We start from the raw sequence: 21,769 nt of genomic DNA, 5'->3' as shown, positions 1-21,769 counted from the left end.
CGGCCATTCAAATTTACGGCTGGAGAGGTGTAGTTGTGTTTAAAGACTTGTTTCAGAAAAAAAGAAAATACGCAACGATCCCATCGGAACGACTTGGGACGGCAGGGCAGCCTCAGGAAGGCGAACGCCCGAAACGGGAAATTCCGGAAGGTCTGATGAATAAGTGTGCCAAGTGCGGCACCATTCAATACAGCAAAGAGCTTGAGAAGAATCTGAAGGTGTGTCAGGAGTGCGGGCATCATATGCGCCTGAACGCGGTTGAGCGGATTGCCATGACGCTGGATGAGACAGGCTTTGAAGAGTTTGACGCGGAGATGATCTCGGTGGACCCGCTCAAGTTTCCGGGATATGCGGCCAAGCTGGAGCAGCAGAAGATGAAATCCGGACTGCATGATGCGGTGATTACCGGCCAAGGCTCCATTCTGGGCCAGCCCGTTGTGGTGGCCGTGATGAGTTTTGACTTCTTCACGGGAAGCATGGGCTCCGTCGTTGGGGAAAAAATCACCCGTGCGATCGAGTTTGCGACGGACAAGCGTTTACCGCTCATTATTTTCTCCACTTCCGGCGGCGCCCGGATGCAGGAGAGCATTCTCAGTTTGATGCAGATGGCCAAAACAAGCGCGGCCCTGTCCAGGTTCAATGAACTCGGCGGGCTCTACATTTCAGTGATCACGGATCCGACGACCGGCGGCGTGTCCGCCAGCTTTGCGACGCTTGGCGATATCAACATCGCCGAGCCGGGAGCCGTATTCGGCTTTGCGGGCCGTATCGTTATTGAACAGACCATTCGCCAGAAGCTGCCGGACGATTTCCAGACAGCGGAGTTCAATTTGGCGCATGGTCAGCTTGACATGGTTATTCATCGGAAAGATATGCGCTCCATGCTTGGTAAGCTGCTGGAGATGCATACCGTGAAAGGGGGATTCTGATGTCAGGCGAATTGCCTTTTGAAATGCCACTTGCCGAAATGCGCAAGAAGATAGATGAATTGAAACAATTCGGACAGGAAAAAGGGATCGATTTCACGGATGAAATCGCCCGCCTGGAAGAACGATATAGTCGTTTGGAGGAAGAGATTTATTCCTCGATTTCGCCTTCCCAGAAAATGCATCTGGCCCGTCATCAGCAGCGGCCGACGTCGCTTGATCTGATCCAGCTGATCTTTACGGATTTCATCGAGCTGCATGGAGACCGTCTCTACGGGGACGACCTTGCCATCGTCGGCGGCTTGGCCAAACTTGACGGCGTTCCGGTCACGGTGGTCGGCCAGCAGCGCGGCAAAGACACGAAGGACAACATCGCCCGTTTCTTCGGAAGTCCGCATCCGGAAGGCTTCCGAAAAGCCCTGCGGCTTATGCAGCAGGCGAACAAGTTCAAGCGCCCCATTATCACGTTTATTGATACAAAAGGCGCATATCCGGGTAATACAGCAGAAGAAAGAGGTCAGTCCGAGGCGATCGCCCGCAATTTGCGGGAGATGTCGTCTCTTGGGGTGCCTGTTGTTTGTGTGGTCATCGGCGAAGGTGGAAGCGGCGGTGCTCTTGCGATGGCTGTAGGCAATCGCGTGCTGATGCTGGAGCACGCCATCTATTCCGCCATCTCGCCGAACGGCGCGGCATCCATTCTATGGAAGGATGCGTCCAAGGCGGACCAGGCCGCGGAAGCGATGAAGATCACCGCCAAAGACCTGCTTGAAATGGAAGTCATCGAGGAGATCATTCCTGAGCCTAAGGGCGGTGCGCACCGTAACTACGAGGAGACGGCCGCTGCCATTCGGAGCGCACTGATTAGCCAGCTGAAGGAGCTGTCCGTGATGGATGCCTGCGAGCTGAAGGAAGACCGGTATCGCAAATTCCGCAAGATCGGCGAATTCGACTTTGCGAAGGCGGAACCGGAAGACGTTATTCTCTAAAAGTCTGATGAGTATGTGACGATATGACAAAGTTCCTATACAAATGAGACTTTTTGTAGTAGATTTAGTTGTTGGAAAAAGAGATATAGAGAACCCTTTAATAAACGGAGGAAACCCAAATGCGCAAAACTAAAATTGTATGTACCATCGGTCCTTCCAGTGAATCGTTGGAAAACACCAAGAAGCTCATTATGGCCGGCATGAACGTGGCTCGTCTGAACTTCTCCCACGGCGACTTCGAGGAGCATGGCAACCGGATCAAGAACATCCGCCAAGCTTGCGAAGAGTTGAACAAAACGGTAGCGATCCTGCTTGATACCAAAGGACCGGAGATCCGTACAGGCAAACTTGAAGTGGAACCGATTGAGCTTGTACAAGATGAATATATCACCCTTACTACCGAGGAAATCCTTGGTGATAAGAATCGTTTGTCCATTACTTATAAAGAGTTGCCTCAAGACGTTCAAGTCGGATCGACGATCCTGATCGACGACGGTCTGATCGGTCTGACCGTGGTGGAGATTCAAGGCACCGAAATCAGATGCCGCATCGTTAATGGCGGAACCATTAAGAGCAAAAAAGGTGTTAACGTGCCGGGAGTCGCGATTTCCCTCCCAGGTATTACGGAAAAAGACGCCAACGATATCATTTTCGGGATCGAGCAGGGCATCGATTTTATTGCCGCTTCCTTCGTTCGTAAAGCAAGTGACGTGCTGGAAATTCGCGAATTGCTGAAGAAGCACAATGGCGAGCACATCCAAATCATCTCCAAAATCGAGAACCAGCAGGGCGTTGACAACCTGGATGAAATCCTGGAAGTATCCGACGGCTTGATGGTAGCCCGTGGCGACCTCGGCGTTGAAATTCCGGCTGAGGAAGTTCCATTGGTTCAAAAACGCATGATCGAAAAATGTAACCTGGCCGGCAAACCGGTCATTACGGCTACGCAAATGCTGGATTCCATGCAGCGCAACCCGCGTCCTACCCGTGCGGAAGCAAGTGACGTTGCCAATGCGATTTTCGACGGAACCGATGCCATCATGCTCTCCGGCGAAACGGCTGCAGGTAAATACCCGGTGGAATCCGTATTGACGATGTCCCGCATCGCGGAAAAAGCGGAATCCGCACTGAACTATCGTGAATTGTTCTTGAAGCAGCGCATTGCACAAGAAACCAGCGTAACCGAAGCGATCAGCCAATCGGTTGCGATTTCGGCACTCGACCTGAATGCCAAAGCGATCATTTCGTCTACCGAATCTGGTCAAACAGCTCGCATGGTATCCAAATATCGTCCACAGGCTCCTATCGTCGCCGTAACGACTCAAGAAAGAACGCTGAGACGTTTGGCACTGACTTGGGGCGTAACGCCGGTTAAAGGCGAGCAGGCTTCTTCTACGGACGAGATGTTTGATTATGCGCTACAAGGCGGCGTGAAATCCGGACTCGTGAAAGAAGGCGACCTTGTTGTGATTACGGCTGGCGTGCCGCTGGGACGTTCCGGTTCCACGAACCTGCTGAAAGTGGACCAAATTCCACAGCAGAAGTAGATTCATCATCAAGAATCCGCTGGATTCTGAATATAGCTGCATATAAGCAATGGACGACGTTTCTTGTCGGCCATTGCTTTTTGCATACATGAGGGGGAAGAAGACGTTGGCTAGTCCATCCGTACCGACGCGAAGCCGCTGGTTCTGGACATCCTTTCGGGTGCGTTACCAGGAAAGCGATCAAATGGGTGTCGTGTATCATGCGAACTATTTAAACTGGTTTGAGATCGGGCGTACCGAAATGATCCGTGAAATGGGATTTACGTATCGGGGAATGGAAGAAGAAGGCGTCCTGCTCCCTGTAGTGGATCTTGACATCAAGTACCGCCGGCCGGCGCGATATGATGATCTCGTGACGATATTTACAAGAATGACTGCTTTCTCCCCGCTGCGAATACACTATGAATACGAGGTCCGTCTGCTGAGTGAGCAGGAGCAGGCGGATTTGGGAGCGAGGGGTTGGCATACCGAGTCCGAGCTCCCCGGTGTCTTGTTAACGGCAGGAGCGACCCGGCATGTATGGCTGAACCGGGAGTGGAAGCCGGCCCGACTGGATAAATGCGCGCCAAAGCTGTATGATGCTTTGAAGGATACCCTTTTGGGGAGGAAGGAGTAGCTTCATGTTCAAATGGATGCTGGCAGCGATTATTTTTGTGCCTACTATTGAGATATTCGGCTTTCAGTTTGTTGCGGACCGCGTAGGCGGCATGAATACATTGCTTTTGACACTGCTGACCTCTGCCGTCGGCGTGGCCATGATGAGATTCGAAGGCCGCAAAGCGATGGAAGACGCCAAGCAGAGAATGAATACAGGCATGGTTCCGGGTGCTTCCATGGCGGACGGCCTATGTATATTTGCGGGTGGAGTACTTCTCATTCTGCCGGGCTTTGTAACTGACATTATCGGCTTTACGTTGATATTTCCGTTGACCCGCCCGCTGTATCGGATTTTGCTGTTGAAATGGATGAAGAAAAATATGAAAAACGGCAAGATTACGATCTTTCGCAGATAATACAAGCAGACATTACCATAAGACCGGTCCCGCAAGGGGCCGGTCTAAATTTATGCAAGGGAGCAGCCTGTTTTAATCTTTCCAAATACGATGTTCACATTAGCCCAATGATAAGATAAATCAAGCCGTTTCTTAACGCAGGCTACCTGAACCTGCCCCCGATAATGTAATTCCTCAGGTCCTTGAACACATGGGCCCGATGAAAAGCGTCCAGGATGACAAGCGACACGGGACCGATGATCAGTCCCAAAATCCCGAACAGCTTAAGCCCGACGAACATGCCCAGCAGGGCGGCAAGCGGATCCAGCCCGACGCTGCTGGCCAGCACCTTGGGCTCCATGATCTGACGGACGACCAGAATGATGCTGTACAGGACCGTCAGCCCGATGCCGAGTGTCAGGTCGTCGGACATAAAAGCATACAGCGACCACGGAATCAGGACGATGCCCACACCCAGGTACGGGAGTAGATCCACCAAGCCGATCAGAAGCCCGATGGAGAAGGCGGAATCCACGCCGAGCGCATAGAGCGTGATCGTGACGATGACGGCCGTAATGGATATGAGAATCAGCTGGGCTCTGGCAAATCCGAACAACGCTTTTTTCAGATCCGAGAAGATATAGTTCATCGGTTTACGGATGACGTCGGGCAGGAGACGGAGCAGCGCGCGGTTATGACGATCCCAGCTGTTGCTGAGAAAGAACGTGGACAGCAGCACGACAATGAAAATCGTCCCCAAATTCGGCAAATAATAAATAATTTGCAGGATACCGTTAAAAATACCGGTAACGAGGTCGGTCACGGCCGTGCCAATCGTCTGCGTCGTACGGGTGATGTTTTGGTTGATGGTATCGTGATAATTCGGGTTGTTCTGATAGAAACGGCTGATCTCATTGACGATATTCTGGAAGCTCTCATTCTGCGTCCAGGCCGTTAGCCATTCCACCCAGGCGTCAATGTGGAGATTAAAGGACTGGGACAGGGCAATCAGTTCTTTGACCAGCCTGCTGACAGCCGCGGTGAGAATCAACAGGGCTGCGCCGAAATACAGGAGCAAGGACAACGTGACGGCGATCCAGCGCGGCATTCTCAGACTCCGCTGGAGCAGGTTGACGCAGGGGTTCATCGCATAGGCGATGATCCAGGCCAGAAGGAAGGGATAAAGCAGCGGCAGCAGTACATATATCAAATAGGCGATCACGAAGATGGAAGACAGCACCCACACTCCCCGGCCCAAACGTTTAAGCATCAATCGTTCCAATGAATCACACTCCTTTGCAGCTGACTTGGAGGGACGAGCAGAAAGGCTCATTCTATACGTATGCAGGGAGTTTCAATATAAGGATAAAGAGTTCAAAAATGGTCGTCTTCATGATTCGACAATGAGAATTATCACAGGTATAATGGAATTGTAAGTGATTTCAAAAAAATGTTTATGGTATCGATAAAACAATTTGATGCGGCGAATGTCGCTGCTCATGTTCACATATCAGACAAAATCCAGTATGATATGAGAAGGTTTGTGACTAGGACCATAGCAATTTTTTTGCGCGTTTTTCTTTTTCATCTGACTTCATGAAAATGTTTTCATGATTGTCAAAATAGTTCAGTTTATCCCGATCATAAAGGAGAGATGTTGCATGACAGCTACCAAGGGTTTGGAAGGCATTGTAGCTACCACCTCCGCGATTAGTTCGATCGTCGATGGCGTTCTGACTTACCGTGGATATGATATTGACGATCTCGCAGAACATGCAAGTTTTGAAGAAGTAGCCTACCTGCTCTGGTTCGGAAAGCTTCCGAATGTAGAAGAGTTAAAGGCGCTTCAACAAGATTTAAGCAACTATGCCGCCATTCCGGATGAGCTTATCCAGCAGATCAAATTGTATCCGAAGGACGGCAATACGATGGCTGCGCTTCGTTCGGCTGTATCCGCGCTCGCTCTGTACGACGCCGAAGGCGACGATATGAGCCGTGAAGCGAACGAGAAGAAAGCGGTTAAACTTCAAGCTCAGCTTCCGACGATCATCGCTGCCATTGCCCGCGTTCGTCAGGGCAAAGAGCCGGTGGCTCCGAAAGCAGGCGCCTCCATCGCGGAAAACTTCCTGTATATGCTCAGAGGCGAGGATCCTGACCAGACTTCCATTAAGGCACTGGATCAGGCGCTCGTATTGCATGCGGACCACGAGCTTAACGCATCCACGTTTGCGGCCCGCGTGACCGTAGCCACGTTGTCCGACATTTATTCCGGTGTTACTTCCGCCATTGGCGCGCTGAAAGGCCCTCTGCACGGCGGCGCGAACGAAGCCGTCATGAAGATGCTGAACGAAGTCGGTTCGATTGATCGGGCTCAGGCGTACATTCAAGAGAAGCTGGACAACCGTGAAAAAATTATGGGCTTTGGACACCGCGTATACAAAAACGGCGATCCGCGCGCGAAACATCTCCAAAAAATGTCCCGCGAGCTTGGCGAAATGAAAGGCGATACCACGCTGTACGATATGTCGGTGCTGATCGACGAAACGGTTACCAACCAAAAAGGCCTGAAGCCGAACGTCGATTTCTATTCCGCCTCCGTCTATACGCAGCTTGGCATTGAGCACGAATTGTTCACGCCGATTTTCGCGATCAGCCGCGTATCCGGATGGACCGCGCATATTCTTGAGCAGTATGAAGGCAACCGTATTATCCGCCCGCGCGCAGAGTATACGGGGATGACCGATCAAAAATATGTGCCGATAGAACTTCGCTAAGTGGCTAGCAATCATGTACAATAGGCTAGAGAACCGCTTAAACGCGAGTGAATCGCGGGTGGCGGATTTCTCTATGCCTATTGCACACAGTATCACATTGAAATGGCTAGAGAAAAGAACCATATTCGAAGGAGGAACTCATACTCATGAAATTGGAAAAATTCGCATTGCCGACTGAAGGCGAGAAAATCACGATTGATAACGGAACCCTGCAGGTGCCTAACAACCCTGTTATTCCTTTTATTGAAGGCGACGGCACAGGCCGTGACATCTGGAAAGCTTCCAAGCGCGTCCTGGATGCAGCTGTAGAAAAAGCGTACAACGGTTCCAAGAAAATTGCCTGGTATGAAGTATTTGCCGGTGAGAAGGCATACAATACATACGGTGAGTGGCTCCCGAACGATACGCTTGAAGCGATTCGCGAGTACATCGTTGCAATTAAAGGACCTCTTACAACGCCAATCGGCGGCGGTATCCGTTCCCTGAACGTTGCCCTTCGCCAAGAGCTGGATCTGTATACCTGCTTGCGTCCTGTCCGTTATTTCAACGGCGTACCGTCTCCGGTAAAACGTCCTGAGCTGGTCGACATGGTTATTTTCCGCGAGAACACGGAAGACATCTATGCAGGCATCGAATACAAAGAAGGCTCCGACGAAGTGAAGAAAGTGATCAAGTTCCTTCAAGACGAAATGGGAGCAAACAAAATCCGCTTCCCGGAAACTTCCGGTATCGGCATCAAACCGGTGTCCTCCGAAGGTTCCAAGCGTCTTGTACGCGCAGCGGTTGAATATGCGATCAAGCATGGCCGCAAATCCGTAACGCTCGTTCACAAAGGCAACATCATGAAATTTACGGAAGGTGCCTTCAAAAACTGGGGTTACGAAGTGGCTGAAGCTGAATTCGGCGATAAAGTGTTCACTTGGGCCCAGTACGATATCATCAAGGACAAGGACGGCGTAGATGCAGCTAACGCTGCTCAAAAAGCGGCTGAAGAAGCCGGCAAAATCATCGTTAAGGATGCGATTGCCGACATCGCGCTGCAGCAGGTTCTGACTCGCCCAACCGACTTTGACGTCATTGCGACATTGAACCTGAACGGCGACTACCTGTCTGACGCTCTGGCTGCGCAAGTTGGCGGTATCGGTATCGCTCCGGGCGCTAACATCAACTACGTAACAGGACATGCGATTTTCGAAGCGACTCATGGTACGGCTCCGAAATATGCAGACAAGGACGTAGTTAACCCTGGTTCCGTTATCCTCTCCGGCGTTATGCTGCTTGAGCACCTCGGATGGCAGGAAGCGGCTGACCTGATCTACAAAGGCATGGAAACGTCCATCAACAACAAAACCGTGACTTATGACTTCGCCCGCCTGATGGAAGGCGCTACTGAAGTGAAATGCTCCGAGTTCGCAGACGAAATCATTAAAAACCTGTAAGGAGGAGATTCATCGTGGCAATTACTCGTAAAAAGATTACGGTAGTAGGTGCTGGCTTCACAGGTGCGACTACCGCCCTGATGCTGGCTCAAAAAGAACTGGGTGATGTGGTGCTGCTGGATATCCCGCAGCTCGAGAACCCTACCAAAGGTAAAGCGCTGGATATGCTCGAAGCAAGTCCCGTCCAGGGATTTGACAGCAACATAGTCGGTACATCCAACTATGAAGATGCAGCTGATTCCGATATCGTAATCATTACAGCAGGCGTAGCCCGCAAGCCGGGCATGAGCCGCGATGACCTCGTCAACACTAATGCAGGAATCGTGAAGTCCGTATGCGAGAACGTGAAGACTCATGCACCGAACTCCACGGTCATCATCCTGAGCAACCCGGTGGATGCCATGACCTATGTGGCGTACAACACGCTTGGATTTCCCAAGAACCGCGTCATCGGTCAATCCGGCGTATTGGATACGGCACGCTATTGCACCTTTATCGCGCAAGAGCTGAACGTATCCGTTGAGGATGTCCGCGGTTTCGTTCTGGGCGGCCATGGCGATGACATGGTTCCTCTCGTTCGTTACTCCAGCGTGGGCGGCATTCCGATCGACACGCTGATTCCGGCTGAACGCATTGAAGCGATCGTGCAGCGCACCCGGGTCGGCGGCGGCGAAATCGTCAATTTGCTGGGGAACGGCAGCGCCTACTACGCGCCTGCTGCTTCCTTGGTCCAAATGACGGAAGCGATTCTGAAGGACAAGAAACGGATTATTCCGGTTATTGCCCTTCTGGAAGGCGAGTACGGTTATGACAACCTGTTCATGGGCGTACCGGCCATTCTCGGCGGAGACGGCATCGAGCGCATTTTCGAGCTTGAGCTGACCGCCGAAGAGAAGGCGGCGCTGGATAAGTCGGCGGAATCCGTGCGCAACGTGACTTCGGTCGTGAACCTGTAATTTGAATCAGGATTCACAAAATCGTCTAATAATGCAATCCCGTCCCGTGATTCGGGGCGGGATTGCTTTTCTTTGGATGATCTGTCCAGTATAATAGGAGACGATGAATTCGATGTAACATAAATCACACTAACGACTTTGGAGGAATTGTTTATGTGGAACGTGACATTTTTTCTGCATATGGTCGGTACGGCGGCGCTAGGGTTTTACTTGATCCTGCCGTTTGTTGTCGGCGGTATTCAGAAGCTGTCTCTGGGCGCTCAAGAAGGAGCCGTGAATACGATTCGGGTTGCGAACCGTTTTGCGCAGTACGGCTTGGTCATTCAGCTGTTGACTGGCGGATATATGATGTCCCAGGGCGAGTATTCGGTTCCTTGGATGATCATTGTAACGGTGTTGCTGCTGGCGATGTTTGCGATTGGAGGCATTATGAGCAAGCCGCTCAAGAATGCGCTTGCAGGCATCCGCGAGAAGCGTGAAGTGAAGGAAGAAACAAGCAAGCTCGGCACGCTTAGCGCATTGCTCGCCTTGCTGCTTCTGGTTATGATCTTCTTCATGGTATTCAATCATATCATCTAAGAACAGCTACATACGAAGAGAAGCCGTCCGTTGATTCGGGCGGTTTTTTTGATATTACAGCAATTAGATATACCGAGGGTTCCCGTAAAAAAGCGGACTGGACTTTGAGCGCAAGGCCCCGTTAAGAGGGGGATTTTGTTACGGGAAAAGCACCGTGCTTACGTTTGATCCCGTTTATTATGGGTAAAAACAATAGCGAAGGGCTTTTTATGAGAATAAGAAGCCGCGTCGAACGCATCCTATGAGAGGTAGTTTGAGATACTGACCTGAAAGGAGAAATGTTCATATGCCACAAGATCAACAGAAGCAGACATTGCCGCCCCAGCATCAGGATCACAGACCCGGAACCGAATCGGAGATGCACCCGAAGCCGGAGTTTGAAAGTAACGAGTACAAAGCAGCCGGTAAGCTAAAAGGAAAAGTAGCACTGATTACCGGAGGCGACAGCGGGATCGGCCGTGCGGTTGCCGTCTACTATGCCAAGGAGGGCGCGGATGTATCCATTGTGTATCTGAACGAGCACAAGGATGCGGAAGAGACCAAGCGGCAGGTAGAGCAGGAAGGGCGTAAATGCTTGCTGATCGCCGGCGACGTCGGCGACGATGCGTTTTGCCGCGATGCAGTCAACGAAACCGTAGAGAAGCTTGGGAAGCTCGATATTCTTGTCAACAACGCAGCCGAACAGCACCCGCAGAAGAAGATCGAGGACATTACCAAAGAACAACTGGAGCGGACATTCCGCACGAATATTTTCGGGATGTTCTATTTGACGCAGGCGGCGATGCCGCATCTGTCCAAGGGAAGCTCCATTATTAACACGACCTCCATCACGGCTTACCGGGGAAGCCCGCAGTTGCTGGATTATGCATCAACCAAGGGAGCCATCGTGGCCTTTACGCGTTCCTTGTCGATGAACGTGGTCGGTCATGGAATCCGGGTAAATGCCGTTGCGCCGGGACCCATCTGGACGCCGTTGATTCCTTCAACGTTCCCGGCGGATCAGGTAGCCGAGTTTGGGGCGACCCAGCCGATGAAACGACCGGGTCAACCGGAAGAATTGGCTCCTGCTTATGTATATCTGGCATCAACGGACTCCTCCTACGTGAGCGGTCAAGTGATTCATGTGAACGGCGGCGAAGTGATTAACGGCTAAAGCGTTGATTTAAACATTCTCGATGACAAAATAGAGCGGACATCCTGGGCTTAAGCCCGGATGTCCGCTCTTTTATCATGGGAGAGGGTTAGGAGAGATTACAGGCATACGGAGAATCAGATGGTTCTAAAACCGTTTGGAAGCCGTCCGGTATCGCGGATCGCCCGGATTTGAGCCAGCGTCAAACGGCGGTTCGAACTAATAATGGACTCTGGCTCTTCACCGCGGATGATATCGTCAAGATCGCCGATGTTGGTGCTGCCCCGGAATACTCTGAAACTGCCCCTGAAATTCGGCTCCGAGAACAGGACCAGGGTTGCGTTAGCGTTGGGGGAGAAGAATCTTAAGCTTTCAATGTCGCCAAAAGCTCTCTCGAGATTCCGGATCCCTACATTTCCACGCACCACAAATCGCCGTCCTCTGTAAAACTCATTTCTGAAGAGGGCAAGCCTTGGAAAAACAACCTGGGAGACTGTAACTTTTCTCATCATAGCAATCACCTCCTTTCCTTAACTAATATATGAGAGATTCATAGATTGGTATGGTCATTATGACCGGCAATTCAACACATTTTCTCGTCTCTTTCATTTTTTCAAGTAAACCCTTTCATGTGCGGAATGATATGATATGATAACAATATTGGCAGTTTATAATGATTCTTTTTTGCTATGAGGATTGGGTCATGAAAGAGAGGAGTTTACTGACGCTATGAAGTTATTTGAAGAGAGCATGTATCGACTGATTGTAGAAACCTCCACGAATTTGCCCGGAGACGTGCGAAGAGCGGTCAACCGTGGACGAGCGTCCGAGGATGCGGCAACGCGAGCGGGGCTGGCACTGGCAACGATCGCTCAAAATATCGAGATGGCCGAGCAGGAAGTATCGCCGATCTGCCAGGATACGGGCATGCCGACGTTTATCGTGCATACACCCGTGGGCGCGAATCACATCGAAATGAAGAAGGCGATCTATGCGGCGGTGGTTCGCGCCACGAAGGATGGCAAGCTGCGTCCTAATTCGGTGGATTCGTTGACAGGCGCTAACAGCGGCGATAATCTCGGACCTGGTTCGCCCGTCATCCATTTCGAGCAATGGGAGCAGGATAAGGTGGACGTCCGTCTCATCCTGAAAGGGGGCGGCTGCGAGAACAAAAACATACAGTACAGCCTTCCCGCAGAGCTTGAAGGATTGGGAAAAGCGGGACGTGACCTGGACGGAATCCGCAAGTGCATCATGCATGCCGTGTATCAAGCCCAGGGGCAGGGCTGCAGCGCCGGATTTATCGGCGTAGGTATCGGAGGCGACCGCACGACCGGATACGAGCTTGCGAAGCATCAGCTGTTCCGGCATGTGGAAGACGTGAATCCGAATGAGGATCTGGCGAAGCTCGAAGATTACATATTGGAAAATGCAAACAAGCTGGGGATCGGCACGATGGGCTTTGGCGGAGAAGTCACGCTGCTCGGCTGCAAGGTCGGTGCGATGAACCGCCTGCCGGCAAGCTTTTTTGTATCGGTGGCCTATAACTGCTGGGCGTTCCGCCGTCAGGGCGTACTGATTGAGCCGGAAACCGGGGAGATCGCGGATTGGCTGTATGAAACAGGCAGCGAGGTGCAGATGAATGCAAACTCCGAAACGGCAGCGTCCCGAGTCGAAGAATCAGCGCCAAGTGATTCCCAGGGACGTGAAGTAGTGCTTCAGACGCCGATCAGCGAGGAGCAGATCCGTTCCCTGCGCGTCGGGGATGTGGTGGTGATCCGAGGCGAGATGCATACCGGACGGGATGCGCTTCATAAATACCTGATGGATCACGATGCCCCTATCGATCTGAACGGAGCCGTGATTTATCACTGCGGCCCGGTTATGATGCAGGATGAAGAGGGATGGCATGTCAAGGCGGCGGGCCCAACGACCAGCATTCGGGAAGAACCGTACCAAGGCGATATTTTGAAAAAATTCGGCATTCGCGCGGTTATCGGAAAAGGCGGCATGGGACCGAAGACGCTTCAAGCCTTGCAGGAGCATGGCGGCGTGTATCTGAATGCCATCGGCGGGGCTGCCCAGTATTATGCGAGATGCATCAAAAAAGTAAACGGCGTGGATTTCATGGAGTTCGGCATTCCGGAAGCGATGTGGCATTTGGAGGTCGACGGCTTTGCCGCCATCGTTACCATGGATTCGCACGGAAACAGTCTGCATGCCGATGTGAGCAAGGATTCCGCACAGAAGCTGGCGATGTTTAAAGAGCCGGTGTTCTCCTGATTCAAATCATGTGAGTAAGCATCGATTGGCCATCACGTGCCGGTCGGTGCTTTTTTGTTGAGCGCAAGCAGGGAGCCTTATTTCGAATTTTCGTTGCGGTTCGGATCGCTCCGGTTTATGATGAATGTCAAATACGTCAATTCAGTCATAGGAGGAAACTGTTGAGAAGTTTTGGACTGGCCTTTGCATCTTGGTTTGAAAAGTACACCTTTCTCTTGATTCCCGGGTCGCTGGTGCTAGGCTGGCTGCTCTCGGACGTGCTGCTGGACTTTGTTCACTGGATTCCTTATCTATTCGGTTATATTACGCTGGTCATGGCGCTTGGCTGCGGCATCCGCCATCTGCAAGGGGTGCTGAAACGCCCCTTTGCCGTCATGCTGACGCTGTTTCTCGCCCATGCGGCCGCACCGGTGCTCGCCTATGGATTGGGCTCGGCCGTATTCGGCGCGGACTCGGACTATACGATAGGCTTGCTGCTGTTCGCGATCATTCCGCTCGGGATATCCTCGGTGATGTGGGTCGGAAGCTCCGGCGGCAGCGTTCCGTTCATCTTGGCGGTGGTGGTGCTGGACACCATACTCAGTCCCTTGGTCGTGCCGGCTCTGATGGATATGTTTATCGGAGATGCACTGGTTGCATGGAATGCGTCCGAGCTGATACTTGATTTGCTGACTATGGTGGTATTGCCCACTCTGATCGGGGTGATGCTGTATGAGGTATCCAAAGGACGGATCAAGGAGTGGTCGGCTCCCGTGACGCAGCCGATATCGAAGCTGTTTTTCATGCTTGTGGTGATGCTGAACGCGGCTGCTATCGCTCCCCATGCCGCAGGCATGAAGGAGGAAATGCTGGTGGTCATCCCGGTTGTCGTTGCGCTGATCGTGATCTGTTATTTACTCGGCTACTTTGGCTCCTATGCGATGCCGGGACGGACACAGGACATGCAAATTACATTTACCTACGCGTCCGGCATGAGGAATATATCCCTCGGGATGGTGCTTGCGACATCGTATTTTTCGCCCCAGGCGTCCATTCCGGTCGTGCTGGGCATTATGTTTCAACAGCCGGCGGCAACGGTCATTCACGCACTGTTCCACCGAAGACGGACACGGGCGATAAGTTATCCAAAATGATCATGAAGCAGAAAGAGGAGAGACCATGAGGCAGTATCGCAACCGTTTGACTCTGATTATGCTTACTTTAATCGGGTTATCCATGCTTGCGGCAGGCCTGGCTATGGTGACGGTGTTCAAACAGTCCCATATCCAGCTGCTGGAGGATAATATGGTCCGGGAGATTCGGCTCCTGCAGACCATGATGGAGTTCCCGGATACGGACGGCGCGGAAGCCGTTTCGTATTATACCGACAGGTCCTTGCAGCTGGAAGAGCTGTCCGATGCGAGAGTGACGTTCATACTGAAGGACGGCAGGGTGATCGGGGATTCGGAAAGCGACCCGTTGACCATGGATAATCATGCTTATCGCGAGGAGATGCTTCAAGCGGTCAAAGAAGGCCGCGGGAGTACCATTCGCCGCAGCGATACGCTTCAGCAGGATATGCTGTATGTCGCTCTCCCGGTCAAGGCCGGGGAGAATTTCGACGGATTCGTTCGGTTGTCCGTCAGCCTGAAGGAAGTCGACCAGGGAGTCAAGCAAGGCTGGACCGTCATGGGGATTGGCCTGCTGGTGTTATTTCTGATTGCTGCCTTGGTGAGCTACCGCGTCGCTCAAGGGTTGACGTCGCCGCTTGAGAAGATTACGCGCGTAGCTAGACGGATCTCGCGTCTGGAATACGATGCGAGAGTCAAGATTCACCGTAAGGACGAGATCGGTCAATTGGCGCAAGCCATCAATGGAATGGCAGACAGCCTTCAAACCCAGCTGCGGACGATACGGGATAACGAAGACTTGCTGCAAAGCGTCCTCAACAATATGACAGGGGGCATCGTCTTGGTTAGCGGAGCCGGCCAAATCATCCTTGTAAACCGGGCCGCTGAGAAAATGCTCGGCATTAACGCCGAGGTGATTACCGGGAAATCGTACCGCGAGCTGAAGCAGCATTATGAATTGACCAAACTGATGGAGGAAGGCCTTGGGAGCCAAGCGGACTTCCATGAGGAACGCAACGTTTATTATCCGGTGGAATCGATTATCCGCATTGACGGAGTGACGATGATGCAAGAGGAAGAGCAGGAGCCTTATCGGCGGGGCATGCTCTTCCTGTTGCAGGACGTTAGCGATATCCGCAGGCTCGAACGCATGCGAAGCGAATTCGTTGCCAATGTGTCTCATGAGCTGAAGACCCCGCTGGCTGCGGTGAAAGGGTTTGCCGAAACGCTGCTCGGCGGCGGAGTTACCGACGAGAAGACGTCACGTTCCTTCCTCCAGATCATCTATGACGAATCCGAACGGCTGAACCGTCTGATCGGTGACATTCTGGAGCTGTCCAAGATCGAATCGAAGCGGATTCAGATGGATTACTCGCCGATTCATCTGTCGGCGTTCTTTGATACAATATCCGAAATGATGCGCACGGTAGCGGAGAAGAAGCGGATCGGCCTGGAGCTCGACGTTCCGGAGGAGCTGTTTATGGAAGGCGATGAGGATAAGCTTCGCCAGATATTTATGAATCTTCTCTCGAATGCCATCAGTTACACGCAGGAGGGCGGACGAGTAAAATTAACGGCGCGTGAAAAGCATAATGACGGGAGTGCCGATGATTTCGTGGAATTCGTGGTCAAGGATTCCGGGATTGGCATTCCGAAGAAGGATCTACCCCGCATTTTTGAACGATTTTACCGGGTGGATAAAGCGCGTTCGCGCGGATCCGGCGGAACGGGGCTCGGCCTATCGATCGTTAAGCATCTGGTGGATCTTCACCACGGAACCATCAAGGTGGAAAGCGAGCTGGGCATCGGAAGCTCCTTCATCATCGAGCTTCCGATCCTGCAGGAAACCCACGATACAGGGAGTTAACACTCCGTTAACATTCTGTTGATATACTTGCATGAGTAGTCCAATTAACAAGATAAGGGCGGGGGTACCATTGACGCAACGCATGCTTGTCATCGAAGATGAGCCGACACTTTCGCGGCTGTTGTCTTACAATTTGACGCAGGAAGGCTTTCAAGTCGAAGTAGAGGAACACGGTACGGCAGGTTACGAGAAAGCGTCACAACATGAATACGATTTGATCCTGCTGGATGTTATGCTGCCTGGCATGAACGGCTTTCAGATCTTAGAGAAACTACGCAGTAACGGAATTACGACGCCGATCATCATTTTGACCGCGAAGAACGCCGAAGAGGAAGTTGTTCAAGGTTTGAAGATGGGGGCGGATGACTATATTACCAAGCCGTTTGGCGTGTCCGAACTGCTGGCTCGCGTATCGGCCGTCATGCGCCGGGTGTCCGGCCATGCTGACGAGGTAAAGACGACGGACAATCAAGGCAACGTCATTTCGCTTGGACAGCTGGAAATCTATCCAGAGAAATACGAGGTGCGGCTTGGCGGTCAGAGCATTAATCTCCGTCCGAAAGAATTCGAGGTGCTTCTCTATCTGGCCAAGAAACCGGGCGTGGTGTTAACAAGGGACGATCTGATGAACGTGGTCTGGGGCTTCGATTATATCGGCGGACAGCGAACCGTCGACGTTCACGTGAGCTCCCTGCGCAAGAAGCTTGAACTTGATCCTGAGTCCGTACACATCGACTCCATCCGCGGAGTTGGTTATAAACTTGTGGTAAATCCCATTAAAGGCTCCCATCATTCGATTTGAAATGATGCGGAGTATTTTTTTTGGGTCTTTGGGCAGGACCTAAGCATGTCCAATGTCTCATATTCTTGCCAACATCCCTCCTTCGTTTACACTCCCTTAATCATTCGAGGATATTCCCATAACACTTGTCCGTTAAGATGCGTCTAAAGGACCAGATCAATCAAGGGGTGAGGGCGCATGACACTGCTTCAATGCCAACCGAATCAGACAGAGAGAACCGAAGCGGAAGTAGAGGCGGCAATGGATGGCCAATCAGCAAGCAAACCTGAAGCAGGCGCATTATATCGGCAGTACATAAGAAAGGTCCCTATTATCCGAAAATCCGAAACCTGCCTCGACGTGCTGAATGTTTTTACGAAGGATCAGCATATTCCTTGCGTTATTTATTGCGATGAGGCAGACAGGCCGTCGGGGCTGATCATGCGGGATGTTTTTTACCGGCGAATGATGGGCCGGTTTGCCGTTGACCTGTATTATTCCAGGCCGGCCTTCCAGTTTGGGGACCATCAACCGATGAAGGTCGATGTGACCGAGAAGGTAGGAACACTGCTGCAATTGGCCCTGCAGCGCCCGGATTCGAAATTTTATGATTGCGTCCTGATGACGGAGGCTGACCGCCTGCTGGGCGTGCTAACCGTTCGGGATTTAATGAGTCTGTCAAGCGGTCTCCAAACGGAAGCGGAAGAGAAGCGGGAGCTGATTCTTCAGGAAAGCTTCCGGCATACCGGGAACATCCAATCCTCGTTGACCGAGGTTCTAGCGGCGGCAGCCAGAACGAATGCGGAATGTATACGGATGAGGGAATGGTCCCAGACGGGTAAGAAGAAGCTTGACCATGTCCGAACCTCTTATCTTGGCCTTGTGGAGGATATGACGAAGCGTGAAGGGCAGGCCGCCGAGCTCGCTGCGGATGCCAGCCGCATTTCCTCGATAACCGGCATGATTACCGAGCTGGCCAATCAAAGCAGTTTGCTGGCAATGAATGCTTCGATTGAAGCTGCGCATGCCGGAGAGCATGGGCGGGGATTTCAAGTGGTCGCGGCAGAGGTGCAGTCGCTGGCCAAACAAACGCGTAAGCTGTCAGGGGATATCGCCCAGCTGTTGGAGCACATCCAACGGCTGGCGGGAGATACAGCCGTAGGCGCCGTATCTTCGCTGAAGGAAATCCAGTCCTGTGAGGGGTATGTAACGGAAGGCGCCGAAATGTTTAACGAAATGGAGAACGCCGTCGAGAAGGTTCAGAAGTCGGGGAATCAGGTTTATCAACTGGCGGAGGAAACCGTTAGGCGCGTGGAGCGGGTGAAGGATGAGCTTGCAGGATTAAACGGATCGTTAGAAGAAAAGCCAAGCCTATGAATCTAGTTTTATCAAAATATTTTACACTGCGTTTACATTTCTCAGAAACTGTTATTACATTACGGGATTATTATCAATATTGTAAGTAGGAAGTTAGAGACAACAACCATTTTGAAGGAGTGGATTCGTTTGTTTAAAAGAAGGGGTCGTAAACCAGCAGGTATTCTCGTACTGGTATTGATGCTGAGCACGCTTTTGGCGGCATGCGGCGGAGGAACAACTTCCGGCGGTGCTTCCGGAGAAAATACAGACAACGGTTCAGCACAGCAAAATGAAGGAAGTACAACAACAGCTTTGTCGGGAACGATTGAAATTGACGGTTCCAGTACATTGCATCCATTGACCGAAGCCATTGCCGAAGAGTTCGGCGCAGCTAACCCGGATGTCCGCATTCCGATCGGAACAGGCGGAACAGGTGGCGGTTTCAAACGCTTTAACAATGGAGAGATTCCAATCTCCAATGCATCCCGTCCAATTAAAGACAGTGAAGCTGAAGAAGCAAAATCCAAGGGCATTTCCTATCATGAGGTTCTGGTAGCTTATGACGGACTATCCGTTGTTGTTAACCCGAGCAATGAATTCGTAGATAAATTGACAGTAGATGAGCTGAAGAAAATTTACGAGCCGAACAGCACCGTAAAAACATGGGCTGACGTTCGCGAAGGATGGCCGGCTGAGGAAATCAAAATTTACTCTCCTGGTACAGACCACGGAACATTCGACTACTTCACAGAAGCGATTAACGGTGAAGCACAAGCAAGCAGAAACGACAGCCAAATCACGTTCAGTGCCGATACCAACGCAGTCGTACAAGGAGTTGCTGGCGACAAAAACTCCATCGGATACTTCGGATTCTCCTTCTATGAAGAGAACCAAGACAAATTGAAGCTGGTTCCGATCGATAACGGTACAGCTACCGTAGCTCCAAGCATGGAAACGATCAAGGATAACAGTTATGCTCCATTGTCCCGTCCGCTGCTGCTCTACGTAAACGATAAAGAGCTTGAGCGCCCGGAAGTGAGTGCATTCATGACCTTCTACCTTGATAATGCCGCTAGTCTTGCTGGCGAAGTCGGTTTCGTACCGCTTCAAGACGAACAGTATCAAGAAGAAAAAGACAAGTTGGCAAAATAATAAAGATTTCATGCCCGAAGGGAATCCTTCGGGCAACCCATAGAAAGGGAAGAGGAGAATGAACAAAACTTCACCCGTGGCGGCAAACACTAAAAGCATGACATTCCGTCGAAGCAAAACGCGCATCTCAGACAAAATCATTCCAATCCTGCTCGGCTTGTGTGCCATGCTTTCGGTGTTTACCACCATCGGTATTGTATATACGCTTCTACAGGAATCCGTGATCTTCTTCAAGGAAGTGCCGGTATGGTCCTTCTTGACCGGAACGACATGGAGTCCGATTCTCCCTCCAAAAGAATTCGGCGTGCTGCCCCTGCTGGGCGGCACATTGCTGATTACAGGCATTGCGATCATTTTCGCAGTGCCTATCGGCTTGGCATGCGCTATTTATCTCAATGAATACGCTCCTGCCCGGGTTCGGGGGGTTGTAAAGCCAGTGCTTGAAGTATTGGCTGGTGTACCAACGATTGTTTACGGATATTTTGCGCTTGAAACCGTAACGCCATTCCTTCAAAAGATTTTTCCCGATATGGGGATATTCAATGCGCTTAGCGCGGGGCTCGTGGTCGGCATCATGGTCCTGCCGATGATTTCGTCTTTAAGCGAAGACGCGATGCGTGCTGTTCCCAAGAGTCTTCGTCATGGAGCATACGCGCTGGGTGCTACCCGCTTTGAGGTTGCGCTGAAGATCGTGCTTCCAGCCGCTCTGTCCGGAGTCGTATCCTCATTCGTATTGGCATTCTCGCGCGCGATCGGCGAAACGATGATCGTGACGGTGGCTGCAGGCGCTACGCCGCAGCTGACGCTGAATCCGCTGGAAAGCATTCAGACGATGACTTCGTATATCGTTCAGGTAAGCATGGGAGACGTTCCGCGAGGAACGATTGAATACGGTACGATTTTTGCAGTAGGTTTGACCTTGTTTGTCATCACCTTCTTGCTTAATATATTGGCGCAGTGGGTCGCTCGCCGCTTCAGGGAGGAATACTAGATGGAACAATTGAATCTGGGGGACAGCAAAGGAATCAACCGGAGACGCCGTAGTGACCAGACGCTGCATATGATTTTCCTGGCTTGTACCAGCATCGGTATTCTTGTTTTGATGGCTTTGATCGTGACGATCGTGATGGATGGCGTTCATCGGCTCTCGCCTGAGCTGTTCACCAACTTTCCGTCGCGCATCGCGGATAAAGCAGGACTGAAATCGCCGATTGTCGGCACGATTTATTTGCTTTTGCTCATGGCTCCACTATCCTTCGTACTGGGCGTGGGCGCGGCCATCTTTCTCGAAGAGTATGCGGGCCGCAGCCGCTGGGTTCGGCTCATTCAGCTGAATATCAGTACGCTTGCAGGGGTTCCTTCTATTATATACGGTATCCTGGGGCTGGCGATTTTCGTGCGCGGCATGAATCTTGGTCGCAGCCTGTTGTCCGGGGTACTAACGATGACGCTGCTCGTGCTGCCGATTATCATCGTTGCGGCGCAGGAGGCGCTTCGCGCCGTGCCTAAGAACCGGCGTGACGCTTCATACGCGTTGGGCGCAACGAAGTGGCAAACGGTATCCAGCGCCGTGCTGCCGTCAGCGATTCCTGGAATTATGACCGGGGTTATCCTGGCCTTGTCTCGTGCGATCGGCGAAACCGCACCGCTTATCATGATTGGTGCTTTAACGTACGTGGCCTTCTTGCCGGAAAATCTGCTCGATTCGTTTACTGTCATGCCGATCCAGATCTTTAACTGGGTATCCAGACCAAGTGAGGCATTCCACGAGCTGGCAGCTTCGGGTATCATCCTGCTGCTCATCATGCTGTTCATCATGAACATCGCAGCCGTGTGGATTCGGAACAAGTATTCGAAGAACATCTAAGAGAGGCATAGCAGATCTAA

At 51.7% G+C, this 21,769-nt stretch carries 20 protein-coding genes; 18 read left to right on the top strand and 2 right to left on the bottom strand.

Features of this window, described 5'->3' with window-relative positions; translation table 11 throughout:
- Positions 1–35 precede the first annotated feature (35 nt).
- The 5 genes from accD (at position 36) to MHH82_RS24925 (ending at position 4,472) form a co-directional block, all read left to right on the top strand.
- Complete coding sequence (accD, locus tag MHH82_RS24945; protein ID WP_009595062.1) at positions 36–929, top strand: acetyl-CoA carboxylase, carboxyltransferase subunit beta; 894 nt, start codon at positions 36–38, stop codon at positions 927–929.
- Complete coding sequence (locus MHH82_RS24940; protein ID WP_015736987.1) at positions 929–1,912, top strand: acetyl-CoA carboxylase carboxyltransferase subunit alpha; 984 nt, start codon at positions 929–931, stop codon at positions 1,910–1,912. Before accD ends, MHH82_RS24940 begins: the two co-directional genes overlap by 1 nt.
- A 119-nt stretch (positions 1,913–2,031) precedes the next feature.
- Positions 2,032–3,459 carry a pyruvate kinase gene (gene pyk, locus MHH82_RS24935; protein WP_009595064.1) on the top strand — a complete coding sequence of 476 codons (1,428 nt, stop codon included), beginning with the start codon at positions 2,032–2,034 and terminating at the stop codon, positions 3,457–3,459.
- 106 nt (positions 3,460–3,565) lie between these two features.
- On the top strand, positions 3,566–4,075 hold the full coding sequence (locus MHH82_RS24930) for an acyl-CoA thioesterase (RefSeq protein ID WP_015736986.1): 510 nt from the start codon (positions 3,566–3,568) through the stop codon (positions 4,073–4,075).
- Between the two features lie 4 nt (positions 4,076–4,079).
- Positions 4,080–4,472: an FxsA family protein gene (locus MHH82_RS24925; protein ID WP_009595058.1), complete on the top strand. Its 393-nt coding sequence runs from the start codon at positions 4,080–4,082 to the stop codon at positions 4,470–4,472.
- A gap of 142 nt (positions 4,473–4,614) precedes the next feature.
- On the opposite strand, the gene ytvI is transcribed toward MHH82_RS24925, so the two are convergent.
- Complete coding sequence (gene ytvI, locus MHH82_RS24920) at positions 4,615–5,733, bottom strand: sporulation integral membrane protein YtvI (protein ID WP_340968333.1); 1,119 nt, start codon at positions 5,731–5,733, stop codon at positions 4,615–4,617.
- Between the two features lie 379 nt (positions 5,734–6,112).
- Between ytvI and citZ the strand changes: the two genes are divergently transcribed.
- From citZ to MHH82_RS24895, 5 genes are all read left to right on the top strand, one after another.
- Complete coding sequence (gene citZ / locus MHH82_RS24915; RefSeq protein ID WP_009595070.1) at positions 6,113–7,225, top strand: citrate synthase; 1,113 nt, start codon at positions 6,113–6,115, stop codon at positions 7,223–7,225.
- A 146-nt stretch (positions 7,226–7,371) separates the two neighbouring features.
- The gene (gene icd, locus MHH82_RS24910; RefSeq protein ID WP_009595069.1) at positions 7,372–8,664 is read left to right on the top strand and encodes an NADP-dependent isocitrate dehydrogenase; all 1,293 of its coding nucleotides are present in this window, start codon (positions 7,372–7,374) and stop codon (positions 8,662–8,664) included.
- A gap of 14 nt (positions 8,665–8,678) precedes the next feature.
- Positions 8,679–9,620 carry a malate dehydrogenase gene (gene mdh / locus MHH82_RS24905; RefSeq protein ID WP_015736984.1) on the top strand — a complete coding sequence of 314 codons (942 nt, stop codon included), beginning with the start codon at positions 8,679–8,681 and terminating at the stop codon, positions 9,618–9,620.
- Between the two features lie 153 nt (positions 9,621–9,773).
- Positions 9,774–10,199 carry a hypothetical protein gene (locus MHH82_RS24900; RefSeq protein ID WP_009595065.1) on the top strand — a complete coding sequence of 142 codons (426 nt, stop codon included), beginning with the start codon at positions 9,774–9,776 and terminating at the stop codon, positions 10,197–10,199.
- 286 nt (positions 10,200–10,485) lie between these two features.
- Positions 10,486–11,352 carry an SDR family oxidoreductase gene (locus MHH82_RS24895; RefSeq protein WP_340968329.1) on the top strand — a complete coding sequence of 289 codons (867 nt, stop codon included), beginning with the start codon at positions 10,486–10,488 and terminating at the stop codon, positions 11,350–11,352.
- Between the two features lie 116 nt (positions 11,353–11,468).
- Here MHH82_RS24895 and MHH82_RS24890 read toward each other — a convergent pair whose 3' ends face one another.
- On the bottom strand, positions 11,469–11,843 hold the full coding sequence (locus tag MHH82_RS24890) for a hypothetical protein (RefSeq protein WP_015736982.1): 375 nt from the start codon (positions 11,841–11,843) through the stop codon (positions 11,469–11,471).
- A gap of 217 nt (positions 11,844–12,060) precedes the next feature.
- Here MHH82_RS24890 and MHH82_RS24885 point away from each other — a divergent pair, with 217 nt between their 5' ends.
- The 8 genes from MHH82_RS24885 to pstA all read left to right on the top strand — a co-directional run bounded on the left by MHH82_RS24885 (position 12,061) and on the right by pstA (position 21,749).
- Positions 12,061–13,614 (top strand): fumarate hydratase, encoded by a 1,554-nt coding sequence (locus MHH82_RS24885; RefSeq protein ID WP_340968328.1) that lies wholly within the window; start codon positions 12,061–12,063, stop codon positions 13,612–13,614.
- Positions 13,615–13,775: 161 nt separating this feature from the next.
- Positions 13,776–14,747: a bile acid:sodium symporter family protein gene (locus MHH82_RS24880; RefSeq protein ID WP_015736980.1), complete on the top strand. Its 972-nt coding sequence runs from the start codon at positions 13,776–13,778 to the stop codon at positions 14,745–14,747.
- A gap of 25 nt (positions 14,748–14,772) precedes the next feature.
- Positions 14,773–16,590, top strand: coding sequence for a two-component system histidine kinase PnpS (pnpS, locus tag MHH82_RS24875; protein ID WP_036659784.1), 1,818 nt, complete (start codon positions 14,773–14,775; stop codon positions 16,588–16,590).
- A 70-nt stretch (positions 16,591–16,660) separates the two neighbouring features.
- Complete coding sequence (locus MHH82_RS24870; RefSeq protein WP_015736978.1) at positions 16,661–17,392, top strand: response regulator transcription factor; 732 nt, start codon at positions 16,661–16,663, stop codon at positions 17,390–17,392.
- Positions 17,393–17,569: 177 nt separating this feature from the next.
- Positions 17,570–18,748, top strand: a complete 1,179-nt coding sequence (locus MHH82_RS24865; RefSeq protein WP_340968325.1) for a methyl-accepting chemotaxis protein — start codon at positions 17,570–17,572, stop codon at positions 18,746–18,748.
- A gap of 129 nt (positions 18,749–18,877) precedes the next feature.
- Positions 18,878–19,882 carry a PstS family phosphate ABC transporter substrate-binding protein gene (locus MHH82_RS24860; protein WP_009594622.1) on the top strand — a complete coding sequence of 335 codons (1,005 nt, stop codon included), beginning with the start codon at positions 18,878–18,880 and terminating at the stop codon, positions 19,880–19,882.
- Between the two features lie 97 nt (positions 19,883–19,979).
- Positions 19,980–20,873, top strand: a complete 894-nt coding sequence (gene pstC, locus MHH82_RS24855; RefSeq protein ID WP_009594642.1) for a phosphate ABC transporter permease subunit PstC — start codon at positions 19,980–19,982, stop codon at positions 20,871–20,873.
- On the top strand, positions 20,874–21,749 hold the full coding sequence (gene pstA / locus MHH82_RS24850) for a phosphate ABC transporter permease PstA (protein ID WP_009594637.1): 876 nt from the start codon (positions 20,874–20,876) through the stop codon (positions 21,747–21,749).
- Positions 21,750–21,769: the final 20 nt, after the last annotated feature.

Source organism: Bacillus sp. FSL K6-6540 (genome assembly GCF_038007545.1).
Note: the sequence above shows the minus strand (reverse complement) of the source record. Positions and strands in the feature narration are given on the sequence as shown.

Coding starts and splice junctions, on each gene's coding strand:
- MHH82_RS24940 (WP_015736987.1), top strand. CDS start 929: ATGTCAGGCGAATTGCCTTTTGAAATGCCACTTGCCGAAATGCGCAAG.
- MHH82_RS24890 (WP_015736982.1), bottom strand. CDS start 11,843: ATGATGAGAAAAGTTACAGTCTCCCAGGTTGTTTTTCCAAGGCTTGCC.
- pstA (WP_009594637.1), top strand. CDS start 20,874: ATGGAACAATTGAATCTGGGGGACAGCAAAGGAATCAACCGGAGACGC.
- MHH82_RS24865 (WP_340968325.1), top strand. CDS start 17,570: ATGACACTGCTTCAATGCCAACCGAATCAGACAGAGAGAACCGAAGCG.
- pyk (WP_009595064.1), top strand. CDS start 2,032: ATGCGCAAAACTAAAATTGTATGTACCATCGGTCCTTCCAGTGAATCG.
- MHH82_RS24895 (WP_340968329.1), top strand. CDS start 10,486: ATGCCACAAGATCAACAGAAGCAGACATTGCCGCCCCAGCATCAGGAT.
- MHH82_RS24925 (WP_009595058.1), top strand. CDS start 4,080: ATGTTCAAATGGATGCTGGCAGCGATTATTTTTGTGCCTACTATTGAG.
- citZ (WP_009595070.1), top strand. CDS start 6,113: ATGACAGCTACCAAGGGTTTGGAAGGCATTGTAGCTACCACCTCCGCG.
- pnpS (WP_036659784.1), top strand. CDS start 14,773: ATGAGGCAGTATCGCAACCGTTTGACTCTGATTATGCTTACTTTAATC.
- pstC (WP_009594642.1), top strand. CDS start 19,980: ATGACATTCCGTCGAAGCAAAACGCGCATCTCAGACAAAATCATTCCA.
- icd (WP_009595069.1), top strand. CDS start 7,372: ATGAAATTGGAAAAATTCGCATTGCCGACTGAAGGCGAGAAAATCACG.
- MHH82_RS24885 (WP_340968328.1), top strand. CDS start 12,061: ATGAAGTTATTTGAAGAGAGCATGTATCGACTGATTGTAGAAACCTCC.
- MHH82_RS24900 (WP_009595065.1), top strand. CDS start 9,774: ATGTGGAACGTGACATTTTTTCTGCATATGGTCGGTACGGCGGCGCTA.